This is a genomic window from Modestobacter sp. VKM Ac-2984 (assembly GCF_026967985.1).
Lineage (GTDB): Bacteria > Actinomycetota > Actinomycetes > Mycobacteriales > Geodermatophilaceae > Modestobacter.
Genome location: NZ_JAPVBJ010000001.1, coordinates 630,032 through 656,818 on the forward strand (window position 1 = coordinate 630,032; position 26,787 = coordinate 656,818).

The following is a 26,787-nucleotide window of genomic DNA, read 5'->3' on the forward strand; positions in this document are numbered from 1 at the left end:
CCGGGGCACCACGCCCCGGCCCGCCGTCAGCGGGTCAGCCCGGGTAGTCCACGACGTACTGCGGCGTCCCCTGGGTGCTGGCGTCCGACCGGCCGCCCACGTCGTTGACCACGTTCTCGATCACACCGATGCCGTCGAGGTGGACGGTCATGACGTGGTGCAGCTGCACGCCCGGGGTGACCGGCACCTCGAACCCCGTCTCGGTGGTGATGCCCGGCTCGGCGTTGCGCTGGTAGCCGTAGACCCCACCGCCGTCGAGCCGGTGCTCCCGGACCTGGTCACCGACCTTGTAGCCCGCCCAGCCGAGCGTGCCGTCCGGCTCCTGCCAGTCGGCCTGCGACGGCGGGTCGTACGGGATCTCGTTCTGGTAGAGCACGACGCGGCCGCGCTCGCCGTTCCAGATGGTGTTGTGCTGCTGGAAGTGCTCGACGAACAGGCCGGTCGCGGTGACGTCGTCACCGTTGACCACCACGCCGTTGCGCCCGGTGTTGGTCCGCCACCGGTCGGTGTCCCCGTTGACGCCGGCGGTGAACGGCTCCACCCCGTGGTCGGCGCGCCAGACCCAGGTGTGGTCGATCAGCACGTCGTCGCTGTTCACCTGCAGGGCGACGTCGGTCTTCCCGACGTGCGGGCCGCCGACCCGGAAGTAGACGTCGGACAGCGTCGTCGGGTTCGCCGCGTCGGACCGCGACCGGCCCTTGCCGTCGCCCACCTGCAGCAGGACCGGGGACAGCTGGCTTCCGGCGTCGATGGTCATCCCGGCGACGACCACGCCCGGCACGTCCTCGATCTCCAGCGGCGTGACACCGCGGTCGGCTGTGAGCGTCGCGTGCCCGATGCCCAGCACGACGGTGTCCGCCCGCTTGACCTTCAGGCTGTGCGCGACGCCGTAGACCCCCGGGGTGAACAGCAGGTGCCCACCCCGGGCGAGCTGCGCGTTGATCCGCCCGAACCCGGTGTCCGGGGTGACGACGAGGAACTCGGACAACGGGATCGTGCGCCCGGCGGTCATCCCGTCGTCCCAGCTCACCCCGCGGGTGTCGCGCTGGGCGTCCGGCACCCGGACGGCGTAGCGGCCGCGCTCGTCCACGAACAGGAACGGCTTCTCCCGGCTCACCGGAGTGGTCTCCAGCGTCGTGTACGGCGGGTCGGGGAACGTGGCGTCGGTCGGGGCGCCCTCGACGCCGGAGAAGACCTGGTTCCACACGCCGTTGGTCCACTCACCGATCACGCTGTTGCGGGTGTACCACTGCTGCTGCGAGCCGTTGATGACGGTGTCGGCGGTCGAGTCGGCGATGAACCCGCCGCTGGCGTACTGCGGGCCGGCGGTGCAGTAGTCCATCAGCGAGAGGTCGCCCCCCTGCACCTGGACCCGGCGCATGGACACCGCCTGGGAGACGGCCCAGAAGTTCGTCGGCGCCCGGCAGTCGTCCTGCCCGATGCCGTTCACCTGGATGGTCAGGTTGGACACGGTGCGCCAGAAGTTGTTCAGTGCGATGCAGTTGTCCGGGGCGAGGCAGCGGTTGTAGGTCTCGACCTTGCCGTTGATCACCACGTCGGACGGCGAGGCCCCGAGCCCGGAGATCTCCGTGTAGTAGCCGACCTTGATCTGCAGCGGATCACTGTCGGTGCCGTAGGTGCCCGGCTCGAAGAGGTAGGCGTACCGCTCGGTGCCCATCTCGTTGTCCACCTGCTGGGCGTAGGTGGCGTCGAGGGTGGCCTGGATCTGGTCCACCGGCATGGACGGGTCGAAGACGGTGACGTTCGGGCCGAGGTCGACCGCGCCCCCGTCCGGCCGGTCGCCGGGCGGCGCGGCGCTCGCGGTCGCCGGGACGGCTGTGAACGCCAGCCCCAGCGGCAGGGCCAGGGCCAGCAGGCGGCCGAGGCGGTTCCGTCCGGCGGCGGGCGATCGCCGGCGGGGTGGGGACGGCGGGCGGGCAGGGACGCTGCGAGATGCCATGCGGGGTCCTCGTCGTTGAGTGGGTGACACGTGTCACCGACTCGAAGGTTCGAGGAGCCCCACAGCGCTGTCAAGAGGTCGTCGGCGCGCCGGTCCGCGCCACGACGCAGCCGTGCGAGGAGGGGCCGCGACGGCCCCTCCTCCCACGGCGCTGCTCAGCGGGGGTGGCCGCCGGCGATCATCGGCTCCTCGCCGTCGTCACGCCCGGTCGTCGTGCCGTCCTCCTCGGTCGGGGTGATCCGGGCCCCGCCCTCGGGCTGCTCGACCAGCACCTCGGCCTGCGCCTCCTCGACCGGCGGTGTGGCGGTCACCGGCGGCGGGACGGCCGCCGGCTGCGTGGCGGTCACCGGCGGAGAGGCCGGCACCTCACGCGGCTGCTCGGTCTCCGAGCCGCTCTTCGAACCGCTCTTCGATGCGGCCATGGCCGCCCCGGCGGCGGCGACGGCAGCCGCGCCGGCGGCGACGGTCTTCGCCGAGACCCCGGCCTTGCCACTGTCCCCCCGCGAGGACGCCGCGTCCTCGACGCCGGGCGTGCCGGCCCCCATGCCGGGCCGGATCGCCCCGCGCCACGCACCACTCGCGTAGCCCTCGTCCTCGATCAGGGACTTGAACTTCTGCAGGTCGGACTTCACCTGCCGGCTCACGACGCCGAGCTTGTCCCCGGCCTGCTCCACCAGGCCCTCGGGCTCGTACTCCAGGGTCAGGTGGACGATCGTCGACGCCGGACCGGCCGGGGAGAACCGGACGGCGCCGGCGTTGGTCGCGCCCCCCGTGGCGGCCCAGGCGATCTTCTGGTCGGGCACCTGCTCCAGGACGGCGGCATCCCACTCGCGCCGCACCCCGGCGATCTCGGCCACCCAGTGCAGCCGCTGGTCCCCGTGCTGCTGGACCTCCTTGACCCCGCCCATGAAGTGCGGGAAGTCCTCGAACTGCGTCCACTGGTCGTACGCCGTGCGCACCGGGACGTCGACCTGGATCGACTCTTCGACCTTCGTGCTCATCGTCGTTCCTCCTCGTAGCGGGACGTGCTCTGGCTCACCCCCTACCCGGTCGCGCCGGGGATGCACGCCCCGCCCACCGGGACGCCGCGTCGGCGAGGATGGGGGCGACGTCCCGATCCGCTGGAGGAGCACCGTGACCCGATCGCAGCAGGACTTCCCCGATGAGTGGCACCAGCCGCTGCGGCACATCCGCGCCGGGGAGCTGTCCGAGGAGACCGCCCAGACCTCCGGCATGGCGCGGCGGGAGGCGATCTCGGCCGTGTCGGTCGGAGCGCAGCGGCTCTGGATGGGCGAGACCCACGTGCCTCCGCACACCGGGTCCGGCGACCACCACCACGGCGACTCGGAGACCGCGATCCACGTGCTGCGCGGCCACCCGGTGTTCGTCTTCGCCGCGCACGGTGAGGAGGTGCGACTGCAGACCGGGCCGGGCGACTACGTCTTCGTGCCCCCGTACACGCCGCACCGCGAGGAGAACCTCAACGACGAGGAGGCCGTGGTGCTGATCGCCCGCAGCAGCCAGGAGGCGATCGTGGTGAACCTGCCCTCGCTGCTGCCGCAGGGCGGCGGCGCCGACGACTGATCTCGGCTGCACGCGCGCGGGGGCGCGGCTAGCGTCCCCGGCGTGAGCGAGCCCGTGCGACCGCCGTCCCCCCTCGACCAGCTGGCCGACCGCTTCGTCGACGCCTACGCCGCCGACCAGCCCACCGTCGCGACCTACATCGGCGTGCCCGGGCACGACGACCGCTGGCCGGACCTCACCCCCGGCGGGCAGGCGGGCAGCGCCGAGCTGCTGCGCCGCACGATCGCCGAGGTGCAGGCGATCGAGCCGGTCGACCGGCGGGACGACGTCGCCCGCAGCGCGATGCTCGAGCGGCTCGGCGCCGAGTTGGCGCTGCGCGACGCCGGCTGGACGCAGGCTGCGCTCAACAGCATGGAGAGCCCGCTGCAGGACTTCCGCACGCCGTTCGACCTGATGCCGACCGAGACCGAGGACGACTGGGCCACCGTCGCCCGCCGGCTGACCGCCCTCCCCGGGGCGCTGGCCGGCTACGTGGCCGGGCTGACCGACGCCGCCGACCGCGGCCGGGTCTCCGCGGCCCGCCAGGTCCGGCTGGCCGCCGGCATCGCCCGCCGCTGGGCCGGGGCCGCCGGGCAGCCCAGCTTCTACGCGGAGCTCACCGGCCGGGCCCAGGTCGGCGACGCGCTGCGGGCCGACCTCGACCGGGCCGTGGCCGGGGTGGACGCGTCGCTCCTCGACTTCGCCGACACCGTCGAACGCGAGCTCCTCCCCCGCGCACCGGAGGCCGACGGCGTCGGCCGCGAGCGGTACGCGCTGGAGTCCCGGCTGTTCACCGGCGTGGACCTGGACCTGGAGGAGACCTACGCCTGGGGGTGGGCGGAGCTGGCCCGGATCGTCGCCGAGAAGCAGGCGGTCGCCGAGCAGATCGCCCCCGGGCAGGGCATCGCAGGCGCGATCGCCGCCCTGGACGCCGACCCGGCCCGGCAGGTGCGCGGGCGGGACGCGCTGCAGGCCTGGCTGCAGGACACGGCCGACCGGGCGATCGCCGCGCTGGACGGCGTGCACTTCGACGTCCCCGGCCCGGTGAAGCGGATCGAGGGCCGGCTCACCCCCACCTCCGGGGAGGGCGTCTACTACACCGGCCCGACCGAGGACTTCAGCCGGCCGGGCCGGATGTGGTGGTCGCTGCCCGACGGCGTCACCGACACGACCACCTGGCGGGAGACCACCACCGTCTTCCACGAGGGCGTGCCCGGCCACCACCTGCAGATCGGGCAGACCGTCCACAACGCCGCCCTGCTCAACCGCTGGCAGCGGCTGCTCTGCTGGTGCTCCGGACACGGCGAGGGCTGGGCGCTGTACTCCGAGCGGCTGATGGGCGAGCTGGGCTTCCTGGACGACCCGGGTGACCGGCTCGGCATGCTCGACGCCCAGGAGCTGCGGGCCGCCCGCGTCGTCCTGGACATCGGCGTGCACCTGGACCTGCCCATCCCGCCGGGCCGGGCCGCCGGTGACCGCTGGACCTACGACGTGGCACTGGCGTTCCTCCGCGAGCACGTCGACATGGACGACGCGATGCGGGTCGACGAGCTGCACCGCTACCTGGGCTGGCCCGGCCAGGCGCCGTCCTACAAGGTCGGCGAGCGGGTGTTCCTGACCTGTCGCGCGCAGGCCGAGCAGCGCGCCAGTGCGGACTTCGACCTCAAGGCCTGGCACCGCGCCGTCCTGGACCTCGGTCCACTGGGGCTGGGCCCGCTCGCGGCCGAGCTCGCCCGGCTCTGACCTCGCCGGGAGAGTGGACGAACGGGGCCAGGTTCGTCCAGATCGAGCGATCCCGACCGATCTGGATCTGGACGAACCGGATCCCCCCGGTGGGCAGAACCTGACCCCGGACACGGCGTGTCGCGCCGATCTCCACATCCTCCCGAGGCCAGTGGGGCGGCTGTGACTGGCGGGGTCCGGCGTCATCTGCCGGACATTTGACGCCTGGGGAACCACCCCCGTGTAATTCCCCTCGACGTCACCGACGGTGACGAAACGGCAACCGCAACCGCGGACGCCGGAACGAGACGCAGGGGGACGCATCGTGATGGCTGACGTGACGTGGATGAGCGACTACCGGACTGCTGCTGCCGAGGCGGCGCCGGTCACCTACGGCCAGGACGTGCTGGGCATGGCCGACGTCTACGACGCCGGCTTCCCGGGCATGGACACCGAGGACCAGAGCTGGCAGGAGCGCGCCCTGTGCGCCGAGACCGACCCGGAGGCGTTCTTCCCGGAGAAGGGCGGCTCCACCCGCGAGGCCAAGAAGATCTGCACCGGCTGCGACGTCCGCGCCGAGTGCCTGGAGTACGCCCTGACCATGGACGAGCGCTTCGGCATCTGGGGCGGGCTCTCCGAGCGCGAGCGTCGCCGGCTGCGCCGCCGCGCCAGCTGACGGCGTATCGGAGCCCGTCCCACGGGTAGGAGCGGCTCGTGCGAGCCATCACCTACACCCAGCCCGGCGGCCCCGACGTCCTTCAGCTCGTCGACCGCCCCACCCCCGACCCCGGCCCCGGTGAGGTGCGGGTGCGCCTGGCCTTCTCCGGCGTGAACCCCACCGACTGGAAGACCCGCAGCACCGCCCAGCCCGGTCCCGACGGCCAGGTGCCCAACCAGGACGGCGCCGGCACGATCGACGCAGTCGGCGAGGGCGTCGACCCCGTGCTCGTCGGCGAACGGGTGTGGATCTGGGAGGCCGCGTGGCAGCGGCCGCACGGCACGGCGGCCGAGTACACCGTCGTCCCGGCCCGGCAGACCGTGCTCCTGGGCGCCGACCCCTCCTTCGAACTGGGCGCCGCCCTCGGCATCCCCTTCCTGACCGCACACCGCTGTCTCACCGTCGCCGAGTCACTGCCCGACCGGCTCTCCCCCGGGTCGCTGAACGGCCGCACCGTGCTGGTGCAGGGCGGTGCCGGCGCAGTCGGCAACGCGGCGATCCAGCTGGCCCGCTGGGCCGAGGCCACCGTCATCGCCACGGTGAGCTCCCCGATGAAGGCCCAGCTGGCCGCGAAGGCCGGCGCCGACCACGTCATCGACTACACGTCCCAGGACGTCGTCGCCGAGGTGCGCAAGATCGCGCCGGACGGCGTCGACTCGATCGTCGAGGTCTCCGCCGCCCAGAACGCGGCCATCGACGCCCAGGTGGTCGCGACGCACGGCGCGGTCGCCATGTACGCCGACGACGGTGGCGCCGAGGTGACCGTCCCGGTCCGCTCGCAGATGGTGCCCAACGCCCGCTGGCAGTTCGTGCTCGTCTACACCGAGCCCACCCGCGCCAAGGACATCGCCGTCGGGGACGTCAACGCCGCGGTGCTCGACGGCGCGGTCCGGGTCGGTGAGGACGCCGGGCTGCCGCTGCACATCCACCCGCTGGCCGAGACGGCGGCCGCCCACCAGGCGGTGCAGGACGGCGCCGTCGGCAAGGTGCTCATCGACGTCACCGCCTAGCCAGACCCCGGCCGGCGACGTCGCGGGTGCTGCTGGGCGATCCGTGCGTCCAGCAGCGCACGGGCGCTGGTGGCGAGGACGAGGTGCTCGTGGGACGTCGGGTCGTCGACGGGGCGCCCCAGGAGCACCTCGATCCGGGCCAGCCGCTGGTAGAGCGACTGCCGCTGCACGTGCAGCTCTTCGGCGGTCCGGGTCTTGCTGCCGCCGTGCCGCAGGTGGACGGCCAAGGTCTCCACCAGGTCACTGCCGTGCGCGGCGTCCCAGCTGAGCAACGGCGCCAGCGCGTCGTCCACCAGCAGGGTCAGCGCCCGGTCGTCCAGCCGCCCCAGCAGCCGGAACAGGGCCAGGTCGCGGGTCACCGCGGTGCCCCGGCCGAGCAGCGTGGCCACCGGCAGCGCGTCGTGCGCTTCCCGCAGCGACCGGCCGGCGTCGGCGACCGGCACCTCCGGCCCGACGGTGGTGACCGCACCGGCCGACGGCAGGGCGCCCGCCAGCCACCCGGCCGGGTCGGGCCGGTCCGGGGCGGGCGGGACCGCGACCAGCCCCACGGCCTCACCCCGGACCCGGTCGGCGAGCAGTTCCAGGTCGTGGGTCACCGCCACGCGAGTCCAGGTGGCCAGCACCTGCCGGGGATCGGGCGCGGACGCGGCGATGCCGAGCACCCGCGCGTCCGGCGAGGGGTGGAAGCGCGCCAGCCCCGCGCGGACCAGCAGCTCACGCACCCCGGGGACGGCGTCGGCGAGCAGGTCGGCCAGCAGCGGCGCCGCCAGGTCCCCCGGCGACCCGGTGCCCGACTGCCCGACGGCCACCGCCGCCACGCTCGCCAGCCGGGCGGCCAGCACCCGCAGCCCGGGCAGGTCGGTGCCGGGCCCCGGCCCCAGGAGCACCGACCCCCAGTCGACGTCCCAGATGCGCACCGGCGAGCTTGCCGCGGGCCGGCGGAGCAGCCGTTCGGTGGCCCGCTGGTCCCGCACACCCGCTGCGGCGACCACCTGGCCCGACCGGGTGACGAGGGCGGCCGGGCCCCCGGTCACGGCGGCCGCGCAGCCGACCACCGCCGGCGTCCCGCCGCCGGCGGCCAGCTCGGCGTGCACCTGGTGCACCACCTGGTCGGCCATCCGCAGCCGGGGGGCGTCGGCATGCAGGATCGCGCCGTTGGCCTCCTCGGAGATGCGGATGAAGGGGACGACCTGGCGCAGGAGATACAGCGGCAGGCCCTGCCGGGCAGCCTCGTCCAGGATCTCGCCCGGCAGGTCGGGCAGCGACCGGCCCAGCTCCATCGCCACCGCCGCCACCCCGCGCGCGGCCAGTTCGCGGACCCAGTGCCGCCGGGCACCGGCGTCCGCCCCGGCCAGGCCCAGGCCGGTGGTGAGCAGCAGGTCCCCGGCCGAGAGCAGCGGGCCGATCTCGTAGATCTCGCTGGAGTGCACCCAGCGGACGGTCGCCCCCAGCTGGGCGGGCGGGACGGCGACCTCCGGCCGGGCCTGCCGCACCGACGGCAGCAGCAGGAACTCGGCCAGCGTCATCGCCACGGGCGGCCTCCGGCCGGACAGATCGTCAAGGACCCCCGCGATGATCCATGACGTTCTGCTCATTGCCCAGCGGTACGGGCTCGGCGACCCTCATGCCGAGCCCGCCACCACGCGGTGCCGGCACCACGAGGAGGACCACGCAGATGACCACCAGGCAGCACGAGCAGGACCAGGACCGCGCCTGGCTGGCGGTGGCACTGGAGGAGGCCCGAGCCGGGCTGGCCACCGGCGGGGTGCCGATCGGCGCAGCACTGATCGGCCCGGACGGCGAGGTGTGGGGCCGCGGCCACAACCGACGGGTGCAGGACGGCGACCCCTCCGTCCACGCCGAGACGGCGGCGTTCCGGGCGGCCGGCCGCCGGCCCTCCTACCGCGGCACCACGATGGTGACCACGCTGTCCCCCTGCTGGTACTGCAGCGGGCTGGTGCGCCAGTTCGGCATCACCCGGCTCGTGGTCGGCGAGGCCCGCACCTTCTCCGGTGGGCACGACTGGCTCGCCGAGCACGGCGTGGAGGTCGTCGTCCTCGACGACCCGGGGTGCGTCGACCTGATGACCGACTTCATCGCCGCCCAGCCCGCGCTGTGGAACGAGGACATCGGCGAGGAGACCGCCGCACCCCACGCCGGGGCGGAGGCAACCCGATGAGCGCCAGCACCAGCCGCCGCGAGGAGTCCCCGGCCGGCGCCGTCGACCCGGACTACCCGATCGACCCGGTGCCGGCGTCCGCCCGCCGGTCGCTGTTCTCGCTGTCCGTCGTGCTGCTCGGGTTCACCTTCTTCACCCCGACGATGCTGGCCGGCGCGCAGATCGGGGCGGCCTTCCCGGCCACCAGCCTGATCTGGGTGCTGCTGCTGGGCAGCGCCGTCCTGGGCGGCTACGTCGCCGTCATCGGCGGGATCGGCGCCCGCACCGGGCTGACCACGGTGATGATGTGCCGCTACACGCTCGGCACGCGGGGGGCGAAGCTCGCCTCGCTGCTGCTCGGCGGCACCCAGGTCGGCTGGTACGGCGTCACCGTCGCCACCCTCGCCCAGCTCACCGCCAGCGCACTGGGCTGGGAGGGACGCGGGCCGGAGGTGGCGTTGATGCTGGTGGGCGGCGCGGTGATGGGTGCGACGGCCTACTTCGGCTACAAGGGCATGTACGCCCTGTCGCTGGTCTCGGTGCCGCTGCTGCTCGTGCTGGCCGGGTGGGTGACCTGGCGGTCGCTGGAGGAGGTGGGCGGCTGGAGCGGGCTGACCGCGATCGTGCCGACCGAGACGATGACCGTCGCCGTCGCGGTGACGATCGTCGTCGGCACCTTCGCCTCCGGGGGCACCCAGGCGCCGAACTGGACCCGCTTCGCGCGCACCCCGTCGGCGGGGTTCTGGGCCTGCCTGATCGCCTTCCTCGTCGGCCAGCTGCTGATGCTCGGCTTCGGGGCGATCGGCGCCGTGGCGTTCGGCGAGGGTGACTTCGTGCTGGTGCTCTACCAGCTCGGCCTGGTCGGCTGGGGGCTGGTCTTCCTGGTGGCGAACCTCTGGACGACCAACGACAACACCGCCTACAACTTCGGCGTCGCCGGCGCCGAGATCGCCGACTCCCGGTCGAAGAAGCCCTTCGTGGTGGGCGGCGTCGTGCTGGGCACGCTGCTGGCCGTCACCGGCATCTACGACAACCTCATCGACTACCTGGTCTGGCTGGGCATCCTCGTCCCCCCGCTCGGCGGCGTGGTGATCGGTGACTTCCTGGCCCGGTGGCGGGGTGGGATGACCGGGGCGACGGCGCTGCTGCCCAGCGTCGAGTGGCGCAACCTGGCCGTCTACGTGGTGGCCTCGCTCGCCGCCTGGGCGAGCAACGAGGCCGGCTGGGGCATCCCGCCGGTGATCGGTGTCGTCGTGGCAGTGCTGGGGGTGCTGGCCGTGCAGCGCGGCCGGCGCCCGGTCCCGGTCGGCTGAGCCGGGAGCGCGACAGCGGGGGGTGCGGACCGTGGTCCGCACCCCCCGCTGTGTTCAGCGGCCGGCCCGGGGGCGAGCCGGCCGCCGGGGGGTCACCGGCCGGCGACGGTGAAGGAGACGGTCACCGGATCGGCCGATCGGTCGCCCATGGACTGCCGGGCGACCAGCTCCTGCGTGCCGGGGCGCAGGGTCCCGAGGTTCGCCCGCCAGACGCCGTCCGCGCCGACGGTGACCCTGCGGTCGATGTTCGCCTCCACCGTGACGGTCGCCCCGGGCGTGCCGGTGCCACTGGCCGTGAGCGTCCGCGGCAGGGTCGCGTCCGGCGCCGGGGTGGTGACGGTCAGCCCGTCGAGGTCCACCCGCGCGGTCAGCCACTGGTCCTGGCCGATCGGGTGGTCGACGACCCGGGTCTCCCCGATGCAGCCGTTCCAGCCGTTGGTGGCCTGGTCGTCGACCCAGTCGGCACCGAACAGCCACGGCATCGCGCCGTCCAGGCCGTGGCCCACGGTGTTCGAGGCGTTGCGCAGCACCGGCGCACCGTCGACGTACATGGTCGTGGTGGCCGTCGCGGGGTCGTTGACGACCGCGACGTGGACCCACGTGTCGACCATGATCTCGCCCGACCACGCGGTGCGGTCACCCTTGGCGGTGTCGATCGGCACCTCGGTCCACTGGAACTCCTTCAGGTTCGACAGGCCGAGGGCGACCGGGGACGCCGTCCAGTCCCAGCGGGTGCGCGGCACGCCGATCTCCGAGCGGTTGCCCGACCGCACGATCGCCTTCATCCAGGCGTTGTCGCTCTGGGTCCAGCTCTCGTCGATCTTCAGGAACGTCTCGATCGTGTACCCGTCGGCGAGGGCAGCGGTGTTGACCGGGGCGTCGGACCGGGTCGTCAGGTAGCTGTACCGGTCGGTCTGCTTGCTCGAGTTGGCGAAGCAGACGGCGGCACCGTCGGAGGAGAACGGGTTCGCGTCGTCGGTGAACCGGACGTCGCCGAGCTGGGCCGTGGGCGACCCGGACTGCGCGATCGGCACGCGCATCAGGTTGTTCCGGTTGTTGCCGGCGACGTCGCGGATGACCCCGCCCTGGGCGACCACGCCGTTGCGCCCGTTCATCCGCCAGTGCGCCAGGGTGCCCTCGACGACCGGGTAGTCACTCGTCGAGCCGGGCAGCGAGGTGGTGATCGGGTCCGGGGCGACGAAGCCGTCGAGCAGGATGTCGCGCGCCGCCTGGGTCAGCGAGGGTTCGTCCGCGGAGCCCGCGGTGAACTCCGGGTTGAACCCACCGAACCGCTGCTCGAAGTCGATGTCCAGGGCGAACTGCTGGTTCGGGCCCTCCAGGAACGCCTGGTCGTAGGAGGTGAGCTTCTCCTGCGGCTTGGCGACCACCCACGGCGAGCCGGTCTGCACCGAGATCGTGTCGTTGGTGAGGTCGAACTCGAACAGCCCGAGGTAGCCGTTCCCGCCCTCGTAGGCCATCTGGTAGTCCATCAGGACCTGGGTCACCGCGTGCCCGGCGTCGTTGGTCTTGACCAGCTGCGTCGCACCGTGGAAGTGGCCGTTGAGGGTCAGGAAGATCTGGTCGTTGCCCTTGATGAGCTGGTCCCACAGCCGCAGGCCGTAGCCGGTCTCCTGCGGGGAGACGCCGTCGTCCTGGATGCCGATGATGTCGTGCGAGGTCAGGATGACCGGCAGGGTCGGGTGCTGGGCCATCACCTCGTCGGCCCAGCGGAGCGTGGCGTCCGAGGCCCGCCAGGACAGCGCCAGCACCATGAACTGCTGACCCTCGGCCTCGAACACGTGGTACTGGTTCATCCCCGTCGGGTCGCTGCCGCCGTAGGTCGACTGCTCGGCGGCGCGGTCCGGGCCGAACCAGCGCAGGAAGGGCTCGGCGGCCAGGTCGTACTGGTCGTCGAACCAGTTGCTCGCCGAGTTCCGGACGTCGTGGTTGCCGGCGAGGACCGAGTAGGGCAGCTCGGCGTCCTCCAGGGTCTGCATGGCGGCGTCGGCGGTGCGCCACTCGCCCTCGGTGTTGACCTGGTCCACGACGTCGCCGAGGTGGGTGACGAACGGGATGCGCAGCTCGTCGGCGTGCTCGGCCAGCCACTCGGTCTGCGCGGCGAAGGGGTTGTTGCCGTCGCCGTACCGGTCGGGCCGCTCGAACTCCGACTCGGCGTAGCGGGAGTAGAACTGCGTGTCCGGCAGGACGGCGAGGGTGAACCGGGAGGCCGGCTCGGTGGCCGCAGCCATCCCGGGTGCAGCCTCGGCGGGTGCGGCTGCCGCCGGGCCGGCGGTGACCAGGCCACCGGCGGTGGCGAGACCGGCGACCGTGGCCGCCACCCCGACGCCGGCGACAGCCCGCAGGCACGCCGTCCGGGTGGGGGTGGCGCCGCGGGGTGCGGGCCGTGATCTGAGCAGGTGCATGGGAGGTGCCCTTCGACGGTGCCTGGGGCGGTGGGTGGTCCCACCGCCCCAGGCACGCTGTCGAGCAGCTGTGGCCGACTGGTGTCCGCGCTGTGTACGCCGCACCAGCCGGACGTGAAGCATCTAGATCAACTTTCCGACCCCGGACGTACCGGAACCGCGGCGCCCTCAGCCGAGGCCGAGGGAGCGGGCGATGAGCATCCGCTGCACCTCGGACGTCCCCTCGCCGATCTCCAGGATCTTGGCGTCCCGGTAGAACCGGCCGACCGGGAACTCGGTCATGAACCCGTACCCGCCGTGCACCTGGGTGGCGTAGCGGGCGTTCTCCATCGCCATCTCCGAGCTGTACAGCTTGGCGATCGAGGCCTCCCGCTTGAACGGCTCCCCGCGCAGCATCTTCTCCGCCGCCCGGTAGTAGGCCAGCCGCGCGGTCGAGGCCCGCACCTCCATGTCGGCGATCATGAACTGCACCGCCTGGTTGCGGCCGATCGGCTGCCCGAACGCCTCCCGCTCCCCGGCGTACTTGACCGACTCGTCGACGCAGCCCTGGGCCAGCCCCACGGCCAGCGCGGAGATCGCGATCCGGCCCTCGTCCAGGATCGACAGGAACTGGGCGTACCCCCGCCCCTGCTCCCCCACCAGGTTCTCCGCCGGCACCCGGCAGTCGCTGAAGGAGAGCTCCCGGGTGTCCGAGGCGTTCCAGCCGACCTTCGCGTACCGCTGCCCGACGATGAAACCGGGGGTGCCCGAGGGCACGATGATCGCGGATATCTCCTTGCTGCCGTCGGCCTTCGTGCCGGTGACCGCGGTGACGGTGACCAGGTCGGTGATGTCGGTGCCGGAGTTGGTGATGAACGCCTTCGAGCCGTTGATCACCCACTCGCCGTCCTCGAGCCGGGCGGTGGTCTTCGTGGCCCCGGCGTCCGAGCCGCCACCGGGCTCGGTGAGCCCGAAGGCGCCCAGGGCCTCACCGGCGCACAGCCGGGGCAGCCACTGCTGCTTCTGCTCCTCGGTGCCGAACCGGAAGATCGGCATCGCCCCCAGCGACACCCCGGCCTCCAGGGTGATCGCCACCGAGCTGTCGACGCGGGCCAGCTCCTCCAGCGCCACGCACAGGGTGAAGTAGTCGCCGCCGGATCCGCCGTACTCCTCGGGGAACGGCAGGCCGAACAGCCCCAGCTCGCCCATCTGCCGCACGATGTCGGTGGGGAACTCGTCGCGTTCGTAGAACCCGCCGATCTGCGGTGCGATGACCTCCACGGCGAACTCGCGGACCACCTTCCGCAGCGCCTCGGTCTCCTCGTCGAGCCGGTAGTCCAGCACGGTCACTCCCCCTCGCCGGGCGCCGGTGGGGTCACCACGGCCACCCGCTCGTCGAGCCGGACCGACTGGCCGGCCGTCACCGGGAGCTCGGTGACCGTCCCCGCGAGGGGGGCGGTCAGCACGTGCTCCATCTTCATCGCCTCGACGACCAGCAGCGGGGCGCCCGCCTCGACCTGGTCCCCGAGGGACACCTGCACGACCGTGACCGTGCCGGGCATCGGTGCGGACACCGCACCGTCGGACCCGGCCGTCGCCCCGGCCGTCGCCAGCCGCTCGTGCTCGCGCAGCCCGACCGCCTGCCCGTCCCCGGCGAGCCAGACGGTGCCGCCGGCGTGCACCACCGTGTAGCGGGTGGTGACGTCGTCCAGGGTCACGCTGAGCTGGTCGCCGTCCCGGGCGACCCGGGCGGCCATCGGCTCGCCGTCCCCCACCCGCACCTGTGCGGCCGTGGTGCGGCCGCGCACCCGGACCGTCACCGGGTCCGCACCGGGCGCCTGCAGCCGGCGGACCGTCCAGGCCGGCTCGCCGAGCCGCCACCCGGAGGTGTCCGCCCACGGGTCGACGACCGCTCCGCACGGCTCGCCCTCGGCCAGCAGCGCAAGCGCCGCCGCCGCGTGGACGTGCGGCGGGGTCGGGCGGGCACCGGTCAGCGCCTCGCCGCGCCGTTCGATCAGGCCGGTGTCCAGCCGGCCGGCGACGACGTCGGGGTCGGTCAGCAGGTCGCGCAGGAAGCCGGTGTTGGTGGCCACGCCCAGGACGGCGGTGTCACCGAGCGCGGTGACCAGCCGGGCGCGGGCGGTCTCCCGGTCCGGGCCCCAGGCGATCACCTTGGCCAGCATCGGGTCGTAGTCGGTGCCGATGACGCCGCCGACCCGCAGCGAGCTGTCCACCCGGATGCCCGCGCCGGTCGGCTCGACCAGCCCGACGACCTCCCCGGCCTGCGGCAGGAACCCCCGCGCCGGGTCCTCGGCGTAGACCCGCGCCTCGATCGCGTGGCCGGTCAGCCGGACGTCGTCCTGCCCGATCGGCAGCCGCTCGCCGGCCGCCACCCGCAACTGGAGCTCCACCAGGTCCAGCCCGGTCACGCACTCGGTGACCGGGTGCTCGACCTGGAGCCGGGTGTTCATCTCCAGGAAGAAGAAGTCCCGCGGGGAGTCGGCGTCGACGATGAACTCGACCGTGCCGGCGCCGGTGTAGCCGACCGCCCGGGCCGCCTCGACCGCCGCCGCTCCCATCGCCTCACGCTGGGCCTCCGACAGCAGCGGGGACGGCGCCTCCTCGACCACCTTCTGGTGCCGGCGCTGCAGGCTGCACTCCCGCTCGCCCAGGTGGACCACGGTGCCGTGCGTGTCGCCGAAGACCTGCACCTCGATGTGCCGGGAGTGGCCGAGGTACCGCTCGACCAGCAGCGTGTCGTCGCCGAAGGAGCTGCGGGCCTCGCGGCGGGCACCGGCGATCTGCTCGGCCAGCTCGGCCGGATCGCGGACCACCCGCATGCCCTTGCCGCCGCCCCCGGCGCTGGGCTTGAGCAGCACCGGGAAGCCCACCTCGACCGCGGCCCGGGCGACCGCGGCGTCGTCCATGCCCGGCTCGGTGCGGCCGGGCACGACCGGGACGCCGGCCGCGGCGACGGTCTGCTTGGCCCGGATCTTGTCGCCCATCGCCTCGATCGCGTCGACCGGCGGGCCGATGAAGACGGTCCCGGCGGCCGCGCAGGCGCGGGCGAACTCGACGTTCTCGGACAGGAAGCCGTAGCCGGGGTGGACGGCCTGCGCGCCGGTGCGGCGGGCGGCGTCCAGCACCCGGTCGATCGACAGGTAGCTCAGCGCCGCCGGCGCGGGACCGATCGGCACGGCGACGTCGGCCAGCCGAGTGTGCAGCGCGCCGGTGTCGGCCTCGCTGTGCACCGCGACCGAGCGGATGCCCATCGCCCGCAGCGTCCGGATGACCCGGACGGCGATCTCCCCGCGGTTGGCGACCAGGACGGTCTCGAACACGCCTCAGCACCCCCCGCGGAAGGGGCCAAAATCGCGACTTTGGCCCCTGGTGGGGTCAGGCCGCCTTGCGGGTGCTCTTCGCGAGGACGACGTCGGCCTTGGTGGCCTTGACCAGCCGGCGCTTCTTGACGGTGTAGCCGGGCGGGAGGGTGCCCTCGGCGAGCGCACGCAGCGGGCAACGACCGCACCGCGGCTTGTTGACGCAGCACTTCTTCTTGGGCATCTTCGCCGGCTTCCCCACGCGGTGAGGTTAGCCATGCCTTGCCGACCCGTCCACGGGTGCGGCGTGTCGCCCGCTACCGTTCCGGGGACGTCACCTTGCGACCTACAGGAGTCCCGATGGCCGCCGATGCCTTCATCGACCTGCTCAACGCCCAGATCGGCCACGAGTTCGCCGCCCACCAGCAGTACGTGGCCTGCGCCATCTACTTCGACGAGCAGACCATGCCGCAGACCGCGCAGCTCTTCTTCGACCAGGCCGGCGAGGAGCGCGACCACGCGATGATGATGGTCCGCTACCTGCTCGACGCCGACGCCCCGGTGAAGATCCCCGGCATCGCCGCCCCGATCACCGAGTTCGCCGACGTCGTCGCGCCGGTCGCCCTGGCCCTGGCGCAGGAGAAGCGGGTCACCGAGCAGATCAACCAGCTCACCGCGGTCGCCCGGCAGCACAACGACTTCGCCTCCGACCAGTTCATGCAGTGGTTCATCAAGGAGCAGGTCGAGGAGGTCAGCAAGATGAGCGACCTGCTCACCGTCGTCCGCCGCTCGGCCCACGACGTGGAGCAGATCGAGGACTACGTGCTGCGCGAAGTCAAGCCCGAGGGCACCGACCCGATGGCCCCCGCGATCGCCGGCGCCACCGGCTGACCCCGCTCCGGTCCCACCGAAATGGCCATTTTGGTGGGACCAGGGCGACCGCTCACATGCGGAAGACGCCATAGCCGACCTCCTCGAGGGGGGCGTTGGCGCACGCGGAGAGCGCGAGCCCGAGCACGGTGCGGGTCTGGGCGGGGTCGATGACGCCGTCGTCCCAGAGCCGGGCCGTGGCGTGGTACGGGTGGCCCTGCTCCTCGTAGCGGGCGCGGATCGGCGCCTTGAACGCCTCCTCGTCCTCGGCGCTCCAGTCGTCCCCGAGCCGGTCCCGGCGGACCTGCGCCAGCACGCTGGCCGCCTGCTCCCCGCCCATCACCGAGATGCGCGCGTTGGGCCAGGTGAACAGGAAGCGGGGCGAGTACGCCCGGCCGCACATCGAGTAGTTGCCGGCGCCGAACGAGCCGCCGATGACGACGGTCAGCTTGGGCACCCGCGCGCAGGCGACGGCGGTGACCATCTTCGCGCCGTGCTTGGCAATGCCGCCGGCCTCGTAGTCCCGGCCGACCATGAAGCCGGAGATGTTCTGCAGGAACAGCAGCGGGGTCTTCCGCCGGTCGCACAGCTCGATGAAGTGCGCGCCCTTGAGGGCCGACTCGGCGAACAGCACGCCGTTGTTGGCGATGATCCCCACCGGGTGCCCGTGCAGCCGGGCGAAGCCGGTGACCAGGGTCGACCCGTACAGCGGCTTGAACTCGGCGAACCGGCTGCCGTCGACCAGCCGGGCGATCACCTCGCGGACGTCGTAGGGCGTGCGGGTGTCGACCGGGACGACGTCGTAGAGGCTCTCCGCCGGGTACGCGGGCTCCTCGACCGGCTCGACGTCCCAGGGCCGGAGCTCACGCGGGCCGAGGGTGCCGACGATCTGCCGGACGATCTGCAGCGCGTGCGCATCGTCCTCGGCGAGGTGGTCGGTGACCCCGCTGACCCGGGAGTGCAGGTCGCCGCCGCCGAGGTCCTCGGCGCTGACCTCCTCCCCCGTCGCCGCCTTCACCAGCGGCGGGCCGCCCAGGAAGATCGTGCCCTGGCCGCGGACGATGACCGCCTCGTCGCTCATCGCCGGCACGTAGGCACCGCCGGCGGTGCACGAGCCGAGGACGGCGGCGATCTGCGGGATCCCCGCCTTGGACAGGTTCGCCTGGTTGAAGAAGATCCGGCCGAAGTGCTCGCGGTCGGGGAAGACCTCGTCCTGCAAGGGCAGGAAGGCCCCGCCGGAGTCGACCAGGTAGATGCAGGGCAGCCGGTTCTCCTTGGCCACCTCCTGCGCCCGCAGGTGCTTCTTCACCGTCATCGGGTAGTAGGTGCCGCCCTTGACGGTGGCGTCGTTGGCGACGACGACCACCTCACGCCCGGCCACCCGGCCGACCCCGGTGATGATCCCGGCGGCCGGCGCCTCGTCGTCGTACAGCCCGTGCGCGGCCAGCGGCGACAGCTCCAGGAACGGGCTCCCCGGGTCCAGCAGCGCGTCGACGCGCTCGCGGGGCAGCAGCTTGCCCCGGTCGGTGTGCCGCTGCCGGGCCCGCTCACCCCCACCGAGCGCCACCCGGGCCAGCTGGGCGGCCAGCGCGGCAGCCAGGCCGGCGTGGTGCGCGGCGTTGCCGGCCACCGCCGGGTCGGCCGACGGGGCACTGGGCAGCACCGGTGCGTCCACGGGAGTGAGGTTAACCACGGTTCACAGTTCCGGTCCAGGGTGAACGGCCATTAACCTCACGCCGTGACGTCCCAGCAGGACAGCGCCCTGCACAGCGACGCGGCGAACCCCTCCCGCCGGGAGCAGATCCTGCGCGCAGCCGCCCAGCTGTTCGCCGAGCGGGGCTCGCGCTCGGTCGGCGTCGACGACGTCGGTGCAGCCGTGGGCGTGACCGGCCCGGCGATCTACCGGCACTTCGCCAGCAAGGACGCCATGCTGGCCGAGATGCTGCTGCGGATCAGCGAGCGGCTGCTGGCCGGCGGCACCGAGCGGATCGCGGCGGCCGGCGACTCACCGGTCGACCAGCTGCGCGCCCTGGTGGAGTTCCAGGTCGACTTCGCCCTGGACAACCCCGCGCTGATCACGGTGCAGGACCGGGACCTGGGCGCGCTGACCGACCGGGACGCCCGCCAGGTGCGGCAGCTGCAGCGGCGCTACGTCGAGGAGTGGGTGGCCGTGCTCGCCCGGGTCCACCCCGAGGCGTCGACCGCGGCCTGCCGGGCCCGGGCGCACGCCCTGTTCGGGCTGATCAACTCCACGCCACACAGCGCGGGCCGGGTCACCCGCCCGGCGATGGCCGGGCTGCTGGCCGGCATGGCCATGGCCGCCGCCACCAGTTGACGGCGCTGCCTCAGTTGGTGACGCTCTCGCCAGGCAGCGAGAGCCCGGCGCTGGCCACGGCGTCCAGGCCCGAGGTGGCGCCCGCCTGGGCCCCGGCCCACGAGGTCTCCACGATGGTGACCGTGGAGCCCTGCTGACTGCTGGCGTACTGGGCGCTGGAGAGCCGCTCGGGCGCGCCGTCGTAGCGCACCCCCTCGCGCAGCAGGTCGCTGACGTTGCCGCTGCCGTCGGTGTCGGTCAGCGACCGGAGCGCCTGGGCACTGGCCGGGTCGGGCATGGTGACCCGGGCCACGGAGACGACCACGGGCAGGCCGTCGACCTCCGCCGACCACAGCGCCCGGTCCAGGTCGGTGCAGTCGCTGTTGGCGAAGAACCCGGCGACGGCGTCGTAGGCGTGCCCGTTGCAGGTCGCGTCCTCCTCGGCCACCTGCAGCGTGAAGGTGGTGCCGTTGACGACCGCGGTGGAGCCGATGACGGGGCCCGGGGGCGCCGACGTGGTGGGCGCGGCGCCGGCGGTCACACCCGCCGTCGTCGTCCCCGCATCGCCGTCGTCCTCGGTGAGGGCGAGGACACCGACGACGGTGAGCAGCGCCACCACCGCCAGCGCCGCCGCCACGAGCAGGAGCTGGCGGCGGCGGGAGGAACCGCCTCCGGGGGTCGACGCGGTACTGCCCGACGCCGGCTGGACGGGGCGGCCCTGCGGACGGGGACGGAGTCCCGGCGGCAGCTCACGGAGCCGCTGCTCCGCAGGTCCCGCGCCGGCCTCGGGGGTGCCGGGGCCACCGAAGAGCCCACCCAGGCCACCGGTGTCCTCCGCCGGGGCGTCGCCCGGCTGGTGGACCAGCGCCATGGTGTCGCCGGGGCGGGCCGGCGCCCGGGGGGCGCCGGGAACAGGCGCTGCCTCCGCAGTGGGGACGGCGGCGGACTGGGGCACGTCGTCCCTCCGCTCGGCCGCCTCCTGCGCCTGGACCGCGGCGGCGGCGATCCGGGCAGCGGCTGCCGGGTCGACCAGCGGCCCGCCCTCGCCGCCGGCGCGCCTGGCCTGCGGGGCGGGTGTGCCGGCGGCGAGGGCGGTGGTGCGGCGCGGTGCGGCGTTGAGCGCGGCGGGGGTCAGCAGGTCCGGACGGCGCAGCACGTAGGGCGAGTAGGGGAAGCCCTCGCCGTTGAGCTCCTCGACCGTGGGGATCCGGCCGGCCATGCCGAGGGCCTCGATCCCAGCACGGACGTCGGCCGTCGTCCACAGTCGTGGGTTGTCCGTGCCCGCGTGTCGGGCCGCGCGGGCGATGCCGAACTGCAGCGAGCCCGGCTCCAGGAGGGCGACCTGGTCGCCCTCGCCCAGGTCGCCGTCGGCCGGCAGCAGCCCGGTCACCGAGCCGGTGAGGACGGTCAGCCGGGCGATCCGCCCGGGCTCCAGCCCGGCCTTCCGCAGGGTCACCGCGGCGTGCATCCCCGACCGCATCAGACCGTCGAGCGGGTTGGACCCGCCACCGGCCAGCTGGAGCACCTCACCGGGCCCGTCGCCGGGCCCGATCGTCCAGGCACCCTCGGGTGCGGCGGTGACGACGCCGGACTGGCGCTCCACCTCGACGACCCGGACGACGGCGACGCCCTCGGGCACGAACAGGACCGCGTCGGACTGCCGGCGCTGCCTCGGACCCTCGGTGACCGGCAGCGAGGCCATGACGGCACCCCGGACGCCGCTGCCGGTGTCCCAGCCCGCGAGTTCGGCGAAGAACGCACGCTCGGCCGCTGTCTGCAGCGGCGTCGGCGTGAGGATCAGCACGGACTCTCCAGGGGCAGGCAGCGTGGGCGCAGCAGGACGGGAGCGACCGCGGCGGGCGCCGCGGCGGCTGGGCGGCGGACCGGTTCGACGTTACGTCATCGCCGGGCCCGTTCCGGGCTCAGCGCGGGGACGCGCCGCCCGCCGGTGCGCCGACCGGCGTGTCCCCGGACGCGGGACCGCCCGGCTCCACCGGCGCCTGCCACCGGGCGAACCGCCGGCTCCTGGTGACCAGGTCCAGCCCGCCCCAGAGCACGGCCAGGCCGACCGCCACCACCGGCAGCGCCGACCAGTCCCACGGCGGGATGACGTCGAGCGCCGACTGGACGAACGCCCCGGCGGCCGCTCCCCCGGTGACGGCCAGGCCGGCCAGCAAGCCCGGCACCCGGGCGAGCACGGCCAGGTCGACGAGGACCGCGCCGGCCAGCAGCATCAGCGGCAGGACGGAGGGCGGGAAACCGGTGGCGTCCAGCAGCAGCCCGGTCACCGCCCGGTAGGCGAGGTAGCCACCGGCCAGGACGGTCGCCGTCCAGCGCAGGCCGACGGCCCGGCGGGCCACCACGAGGGCGAGCAGCCCGGCGCAGACCAGCCAGGCCGGGTGCACCCAGGGAGGCACGGGCAGCATGAACTGGACGGGCGTCTGCCCCTGTGCGGCGGCGAAGTCCAGCAGCTGCGGTTCGGCGGTGGTCCGCCCGGCCCGGTAGGCGGCCAGGGACAGCACGCCGTACTCCTGGTGCTGGTTGGGGAACATCACGTTCTCCAGGAAGAACAGCCACAGCCCCAGCGACACCAGGTCGCGCAGCCGGCCGGGTGCCGCGTACAGCCACCAGCCCCGGATGGCGCCGGCGAGCATGATCGCCGTCCCGAGGTAGAGCAGCGCGTGGCTGGGGCTCCAGCTGGTGATGTCCAGCCCGTTGACGCGGTGGTTGACGACGTCGATCGGGACGGCGACCAGGAAGGTGCCGATGCCGGCCTGCATGAGCCGCAGCGCGCGCCGGTCGACGCCGTGGCCGCTGTAGCTGTGGAAGACGACGAGGGCGACGACGAGGGCGGTGCCGGCCGAGTTGAGCAGGTGCGGCGGGGCCAGGTCGTCGCGCAGCCACGTGAAGTGCCAGGAGACGTCCCAGGAGGAGCCGAGCATCTTCAGCGCGAAGGCCCCCAGCCAGGCCAGGTAGATCCAGCGCAGCGCGTCCGGGCCGGTGGGGCGGCCGGGGAGGCCGGGGGTCATGTGGTCCTGCCAGAGCCAGCGGAGGAGCGCGACCGGGTGCCGGAACGCGGCGCCCGGGGAGGCCGGTGCGGGCACCGACGGCCCGGACGGCGACGTGACAGAGGTGCTGGAGGACACGAGCGGCTCCGCGAGGTCGGTGCAGGAGCCCGGACTGTAGCCACGCGGGAGACCCCGGAGGCCCGTTCCCACGGCGGGCCGCGAGCCCTGGGGCGGGTGTGGCCGGTGGGCTGCCACCGCGGTGCGTAGGGTCGCGGCCGTGGCGGACAGCGCAGCGAACAACCTCGTCTGGATCGACTGTGAGATGACCGGGCTCGACCTGGTCGGCGACAAGCTCATCGAGGTCGCGGTGGTGGTGACCGACTCCCAGCTCAACGTGCTCGACCCCGGCCTGGACGTGATCATCCACGCCGAGGACGCCGACCTGGCGGGGATGGCCGACGTGGTCACCGAGATGCACGCCAAGTCCGGGCTCACCGAGGAGGTGCGCGCCTCGACGGTCACCCTCGAGGAGGCCCAGGCCCTGGTGCTCGCCTACGTGAAGCGGTTCGTGCCCGAACGCCGCACCGCGCCGCTGTGCGGCAACTCGATCGGCACCGACCGCGGCTTCCTGGCCCGGGACATGCCCGAGCTCGACGACCACCTGCACTACCGGATGATCGACGTCTCCTCGATCAAGGAGCTGGCCCGCCGCTGGTTCCCCCGGGTCTACTTCGCCCAGCCGCCCAAGGGCCTGGCCCACCGGGCGCTGGCCGACATCCTGGAGTCGATCCGGGAGCTGGCCTACTACCGGCAGACCCTCTTCGTGCCCGAGCCGGGCCCCAGCAGCGACCAGGCCCAGGCGGCGGCCACCGACGTCGTGGCGGCCTTCGCGCCCCTGCTGGCGGCCGACGCCGACGACACCGAGCCGGCCGCGACCCCGGCCTCGTCGGAGAGCTGACCGCCTCCGGTATCGTGTGCTCGTCCACCGGGCCGGCTCTCGCCAGCCGCCCGGTGTACATGGTGGGTGTAGCTCAGCTGGTAGAGCGCCAGGTTGTGATCCTGGATGTCGCGGGTTCAAGTCCCGTCACTCACCCCACCCGGAGGCCCTGGTCAGCTCGCTGACCAGGGCCTCTTGCGTTGCGTCGGCCGGATGTCGGGCCCGCGGTGCCGGCCTGACCCATGCGCGTGGACCCACCGCGGTTCACGGGCACGTCCGGGGGCATGGCCCTGTCCACCCGACCGGAGGAGGACCCCATGCTGAGGACGACGAGACGAGAGCGCGCCGCCGGACCGGAGGCCGCCTCGGTGCGGCCACGGTCCGGGGGGATCGGCCGGTCGAGTTCCCCGGCGGCGGAGCGGGTGAGCGACGACCTGCGCCGCGGCACCGGCAGCTTCCTGGAGCAGCGTCGCCGGGTGGCGGGGCTGACCTCCCTGGCGTCGGCCGCGCTGGGCGTGGTCGGGCTCTACCAGTTCGGGCTGCTGCGCCGGGTGCCCGAACTGTCGCTGCCGTTCCTCGACGCCGACGCCGTCGACGCCTCCGGTGAGGCCTACCAGGAGCTGCGGACGCCGGATGCCGCCCTGGGGCTGCTCAGCGCCGGGGTCACGCTGGTCCTGGCCGGGATGGGCGACCGCGACCGAGCCAGGACCATGCCGTGGGTGCCGTTGGCACTGGCCGCCAAGACCGCCGCGGACGCCGGCGGTGGCGTCTTCCTGTTCGCCGAGCAGCTCACCAAGCACCGGAAGGTCTGTTCCTGGTGCACGGTGGCCGCGGTGGCCCAGGTCGCCACCCTCCCGCTGGCACTGCCCGAGGCGCGCGCGGCTCTCCGCCGCCTGCGGGGCCGGTCGTGAGCCGAGCCGGCGTGCACCTGCACGAGGAGCTCCTGGACGGCGAGCCGATCCGCTGGCTGGAGCACGGCGAGGGGCCGCCCGTCGTCCTCGTCCACGGCATCCCGACCTCGCCCCGACTGTGGCGGCACGTCATGCCCCTGGTCAGCGGCCGGTCGCTGGCACTGGAGATGGTCGGCTACGGCAGCTCCATCCCCGACGGCGAGGGCCGCGACCTCGGGCTGGCCGCCCAGGCCGATCGGCTGCTGCGCTGGCTGGACATGGTCGGTGTGGAGTCACCGGTGCTCGTCGGCCACGACCTCGGCGGCGGGGTCGCCCAGATCGCGGCGGTCCGGGCCCCGGGGCGGTTCTCCGGCATCGTGCTCACCAACGCCGTCTGCTACGACTCCTGGCCCATCCCCAGCGTGAAGGCGATGCAGCGGGCCGCACCGGTGCTGCGGCACCTGCCCGAGCTCGCGCTCTACCCCTCGTTCGTCCAGCTGGTCCACCGCGGGCACGACGACCGGGCCCGGGCGCTGGAGTCGATCGGTGTGCACTGGCAGCACTACGTCACCCACGGCGCCGCCCGCAGCCTGATGCGCCAGGCCAGCGCACTAGACGTGGCCGACACGATCGCCGTCGCCGACCGGCTGCCCACCCTGGGCCTGCCGGCCCGCGTTGTCTGGGGGGACGCCGACCAGTTCCAGAAGGTCGAGTACGGCCGCCGCCTGGCCGCCGACCTCGGCACGACCCTGCAGACCATCCCCGGCGGCAAGCACTTCACCCCCGAGGACCACCCGGAGGTCGTCGCGGCAGCCATCGACGAGCTCCTCGCCCGGTCACCGGGGGACGACCATGGGAACTGATGCGGCGGGGGTCGCGAGCTATCCCATGGTGGAGGAGGCCGACGCCACCGGCGTCGTCGCCGCCGTCTACGCCGACCTCCTCGAGACCATGCCGTTCGTGCCCAGCCTGTTCACGTCCCTGGCGCTGTGCCCGGGCTACCTGGTGTTGGCCCACGCCCAGGCCGTCCCCGTCCTGCCCACCGACGAGTTCGGGTCGGCCGCCCAGCAGCTCGTCACCTCGGTGCGGGACGTCGCGGAGCCGCCTGCCGACGCCGACGTCCGAGCCGGGCTCGCGGGCTTCGCCGGCCCGCTCAGCCGGATGCTGCTGCTCGCCGCCGGTCTGCGGCTGGCACTGGACGGCGAGCTCGACCTGCCGTCCGCGTCGGGGAACGCCCCCGCGCCCCGGCCGGTGCAGCCACGGCAGCCTGCCCCCTCTCCCGCGGACGCCCCGGCGCCGCAGGTCTACGGCGAGATCTGCGCCGCGCTGGAGACACCGATCGTCAACACCGTCTGGCGCTCGTTGGCCGCACGGGACCTCCTGGAACCGGCGTGGGCAGCCCTGCGCCCCCAGGTCGGGGTCAGCCGACCGGCCGCCGACCACCTGCAGGAGAGGGCCTCCGAGGCCGCGCGCAGCCTCCCCTGGCGGGTCGCCGCCTCACCGGCCGCCCTCGAGCATGCCGGGGTGACCGATGCCCGCCCCGGCATGGCCGCCGTCCTGGACGCCTACCGCGCGACCCTCCCGCGGGTCCTCGTCCTGGTGGCCTCCAGTGCGGACGCCGGATGAGCGCCGGGCCCGGCCCCCGATCCGCCGTCCGCCCCCCGCCGCACCGATCCCCAGGAGCCCCGCGTTGAGCGCTTCGCCGTCCCTGATCGTCTTCGACGTCAACGAGACCCTGTCCGACATGAGCCCGATGGCCCAGCGGTTCAGCGACGTCGGTGCACCGGCGCACCTGGCGAAGCTGTGGTTCGCCTCGCTGCTGCGCGACGGGTTCGCCCTGACCGCCGTCGGCGCCTCCCGCCCCTTCGCCGAACTCGGTGCCGACGCACTGCGCTCGGTGCTGCACGGCATCGACCTCGACCGGGACGTCGACGCGGCCGTCGAGCACGTCCTCAGCGGCTTCATGCAGCTGTCGGTGCACCCCGACGTCCCCGACGGCGTGCGAGCCCTGCGCGCATCGGGGCGGCGGCTGGTCACCCTGACCAACGGATCCGCCCAGGTCTCCGAGCAGCTGTTCTCCTCCGCCGGCATCCGGGACCAGTTCGAGGCCCTGCTGTCGGTGGAGGACGCCGGCATCTGGAAGCCGGCCCGCGGCGCCTACGAGTACGCGGCGCAGGCCTGCGGGACCGATCCGGCCGACATGCTCCTGGTGGCCGTCCACCCCTGGGACATCGACGGCGCCGCCCGCGCCGGGCTGCGCACCGCGTGGCTCGACCGCGCCGGGACGCCGTACCCGCACGTCTTCACCCCGCCGTCGCTGCGCGCCACCGGCCTGACCGACCTCGCCGACCAGCTGGGTTGACCAAGTTCAGCCCAGCTGCGTGGTGATCTCGATCGCCCCCTCGAGGCTCCGCGCGACCGGGCAGCCCTTCGCGTGGACCGCCAGCACTCGTTCGACCTTCTCGGCATCCTCGTCCGCGAAGGTCAGGCCGCGGTAGGTGACCGCGATCCGCTTGACCACCAGCACCTTGCCGTCCAGCTCGACCTCGCCCCGGGCGTGCCCCACCAGACCGGTGGGGTCGATCCGCCGAGCCGCCAGGGC

23 protein-coding genes, 1 tRNA gene and 1 pseudogene are annotated in these 26,787 nt (G+C 73.7%); 14 read left to right on the forward strand and 11 right to left on the reverse strand.

Annotated features, from left to right (window positions below):
• Positions 1-34: 34 nt before the first annotated feature.
• Both O2W16_RS03025 and O2W16_RS03030 read right to left on the reverse strand, forming a co-directional pair.
• Positions 35-1,960 (reverse strand): glycosyl hydrolase family 28-related protein, encoded by a 1,926-nt coding sequence (locus O2W16_RS03025; protein WP_269157311.1) that lies wholly within the window; start codon positions 1,958-1,960, stop codon positions 35-37.
• A 155-nt stretch (positions 1,961-2,115) separates the two neighbouring features.
• Entirely contained in the window at positions 2,116-2,961 is an 846-nt protein-coding gene (locus O2W16_RS03030) for an SRPBCC family protein (protein WP_269157312.1), read from the reverse strand.
• Positions 2,962-3,094: 133 nt separating this feature from the next.
• Here O2W16_RS03030 and O2W16_RS03035 point away from each other — a divergent pair, with 133 nt between their 5' ends.
• The 4 genes from O2W16_RS03035 to O2W16_RS03050 all read left to right on the forward strand — a co-directional run bounded on the left by O2W16_RS03035 (position 3,095) and on the right by O2W16_RS03050 (position 6,973).
• A complete protein-coding gene (locus O2W16_RS03035) occupies positions 3,095-3,544 on the forward strand; it encodes a cupin domain-containing protein (protein WP_269157313.1) in 450 nt (149 codons plus the stop codon).
• Positions 3,545-3,586: 42 nt separating this feature from the next.
• Positions 3,587-5,266: a DUF885 domain-containing protein gene (locus O2W16_RS03040; RefSeq protein ID WP_269157314.1), complete on the forward strand. Its 1,680-nt coding sequence runs from the start codon at positions 3,587-3,589 to the stop codon at positions 5,264-5,266.
• Positions 5,267-5,657: 391 nt separating this feature from the next.
• On the forward strand, positions 5,658-5,921 hold the full coding sequence (locus tag O2W16_RS03045; RefSeq protein ID WP_269157477.1) for a WhiB family transcriptional regulator: 264 nt from the start codon (positions 5,658-5,660) through the stop codon (positions 5,919-5,921).
• 38 nt (positions 5,922-5,959) lie between these two features.
• Positions 5,960-6,973, forward strand: coding sequence for an NADPH:quinone reductase (locus tag O2W16_RS03050; protein WP_269157315.1), 1,014 nt, complete (start codon positions 5,960-5,962; stop codon positions 6,971-6,973).
• Here the strand turns inward: O2W16_RS03050 and O2W16_RS03055 are convergent.
• Complete coding sequence (locus O2W16_RS03055) at positions 6,970-8,499, reverse strand: helix-turn-helix domain-containing protein (RefSeq protein WP_269157478.1); 1,530 nt, start codon at positions 8,497-8,499, stop codon at positions 6,970-6,972. The two genes, O2W16_RS03050 and O2W16_RS03055, sit on opposite strands and share 4 nt — an antisense overlap.
• Before the next feature lie 149 nt (positions 8,500-8,648).
• Here O2W16_RS03055 and O2W16_RS03060 point away from each other — a divergent pair, with 149 nt between their 5' ends.
• Together O2W16_RS03060 and codB are read left to right on the forward strand one after the other, a co-directional pair.
• Entirely contained in the window at positions 8,649-9,152 is a 504-nt protein-coding gene (locus O2W16_RS03060) for a nucleoside deaminase (protein ID WP_269157316.1), read from the forward strand.
• Positions 9,149-10,444, forward strand: coding sequence for a cytosine permease (codB, locus tag O2W16_RS03065; protein WP_269157317.1), 1,296 nt, complete (start codon positions 9,149-9,151; stop codon positions 10,442-10,444). The genes O2W16_RS03060 and codB overlap by 4 nt, the downstream gene beginning before the upstream one ends.
• A 92-nt stretch (positions 10,445-10,536) precedes the next feature.
• On the opposite strand, the gene O2W16_RS03070 is transcribed toward codB, so the two are convergent.
• The 4 genes from O2W16_RS03070 to O2W16_RS03085 all read right to left on the reverse strand — a co-directional run bounded on the left by O2W16_RS03070 (position 10,537) and on the right by O2W16_RS03085 (position 16,428).
• Positions 10,537-12,867, reverse strand: coding sequence for a LamG-like jellyroll fold domain-containing protein (locus O2W16_RS03070; protein WP_269157318.1), 2,331 nt, complete (start codon positions 12,865-12,867; stop codon positions 10,537-10,539).
• A gap of 168 nt (positions 12,868-13,035) precedes the next feature.
• On the reverse strand, positions 13,036-14,196 hold the full coding sequence (locus O2W16_RS03075) for an acyl-CoA dehydrogenase family protein (RefSeq protein ID WP_269157319.1): 1,161 nt from the start codon (positions 14,194-14,196) through the stop codon (positions 13,036-13,038).
• On the reverse strand, positions 14,193-16,187 hold the full coding sequence (locus O2W16_RS03080; protein ID WP_269157320.1) for an ATP-binding protein: 1,995 nt from the start codon (positions 16,185-16,187) through the stop codon (positions 14,193-14,195). The genes O2W16_RS03075 and O2W16_RS03080 overlap by 4 nt, the downstream gene beginning before the upstream one ends.
• A gap of 55 nt (positions 16,188-16,242) precedes the next feature.
• Positions 16,243-16,428 carry a hypothetical protein gene (locus O2W16_RS03085; RefSeq protein ID WP_269157321.1) on the reverse strand — a complete coding sequence of 62 codons (186 nt, stop codon included), beginning with the start codon at positions 16,426-16,428 and terminating at the stop codon, positions 16,243-16,245.
• A 98-nt stretch (positions 16,429-16,526) separates the two neighbouring features.
• Here O2W16_RS03085 and O2W16_RS03090 point away from each other — a divergent pair, with 98 nt between their 5' ends.
• Positions 16,527-17,057 carry a ferritin gene (locus O2W16_RS03090; RefSeq protein WP_269157322.1) on the forward strand — a complete coding sequence of 177 codons (531 nt, stop codon included), beginning with the start codon at positions 16,527-16,529 and terminating at the stop codon, positions 17,055-17,057.
• Positions 17,058-17,109: 52 nt separating this feature from the next.
• Here O2W16_RS03090 and O2W16_RS03095 read toward each other — a convergent pair whose 3' ends face one another.
• The gene (locus tag O2W16_RS03095; RefSeq protein ID WP_269157323.1) at positions 17,110-18,711 is read right to left on the reverse strand and encodes a carboxyl transferase domain-containing protein; all 1,602 of its coding nucleotides are present in this window, start codon (positions 18,709-18,711) and stop codon (positions 17,110-17,112) included.
• Between the two features lie 63 nt (positions 18,712-18,774).
• On the opposite strand from O2W16_RS03095, the gene O2W16_RS03100 reads away from it, so the two are divergent.
• Complete coding sequence (locus O2W16_RS03100; protein ID WP_269157324.1) at positions 18,775-19,371, forward strand: SACE_7040 family transcriptional regulator; 597 nt, start codon at positions 18,775-18,777, stop codon at positions 19,369-19,371.
• 10 nt (positions 19,372-19,381) lie between these two features.
• Here O2W16_RS03100 and O2W16_RS03105 read toward each other — a convergent pair whose 3' ends face one another.
• Entirely contained in the window at positions 19,382-21,154 is a 1,773-nt protein-coding gene (locus O2W16_RS03105) for a hypothetical protein (RefSeq protein WP_269157325.1), read from the reverse strand.
• Positions 21,155-21,272: 118 nt separating this feature from the next.
• Complete coding sequence (locus tag O2W16_RS03110) at positions 21,273-22,496, reverse strand: hypothetical protein (protein WP_269157326.1); 1,224 nt, start codon at positions 22,494-22,496, stop codon at positions 21,273-21,275.
• A 139-nt stretch (positions 22,497-22,635) separates the two neighbouring features.
• Between O2W16_RS03110 and orn the strand changes: the two genes are divergently transcribed.
• From orn to O2W16_RS03140, 6 genes are all read left to right on the forward strand, one after another.
• Positions 22,636-23,316 (forward strand): oligoribonuclease, encoded by a 681-nt coding sequence (orn, locus tag O2W16_RS03115; RefSeq protein WP_269157327.1) that lies wholly within the window; start codon positions 22,636-22,638, stop codon positions 23,314-23,316.
• A gap of 62 nt (positions 23,317-23,378) precedes the next feature.
• Positions 23,379-23,454 (forward strand) — tRNA-His (locus O2W16_RS03120).
• A gap of 263 nt (positions 23,455-23,717) precedes the next feature.
• Positions 23,718-24,206, forward strand: a complete 489-nt coding sequence (locus O2W16_RS03125) for a vitamin K epoxide reductase family protein (protein ID WP_269157328.1) — start codon at positions 23,718-23,720, stop codon at positions 24,204-24,206.
• Positions 24,203-25,048, forward strand: coding sequence for an alpha/beta fold hydrolase (locus tag O2W16_RS03130; protein ID WP_269157329.1), 846 nt, complete (start codon positions 24,203-24,205; stop codon positions 25,046-25,048). The genes O2W16_RS03125 and O2W16_RS03130 overlap by 4 nt, the downstream gene beginning before the upstream one ends.
• Positions 25,038-25,811, forward strand: coding sequence for a hypothetical protein (locus tag O2W16_RS03135; RefSeq protein WP_269157330.1), 774 nt, complete (start codon positions 25,038-25,040; stop codon positions 25,809-25,811). The genes O2W16_RS03130 and O2W16_RS03135 overlap by 11 nt, the downstream gene beginning before the upstream one ends.
• A gap of 64 nt (positions 25,812-25,875) precedes the next feature.
• A complete protein-coding gene (locus O2W16_RS03140; RefSeq protein WP_269157331.1) occupies positions 25,876-26,547 on the forward strand; it encodes a haloacid dehalogenase type II in 672 nt (223 codons plus the stop codon).
• 6 nt (positions 26,548-26,553) lie between these two features.
• On the opposite strand, the pseudogene O2W16_RS03145 reads toward O2W16_RS03140, so the two are convergent.
• Positions 26,554-26,787, reverse strand: a pseudogene (locus tag O2W16_RS03145) (OsmC family protein); the annotation flags it as partial.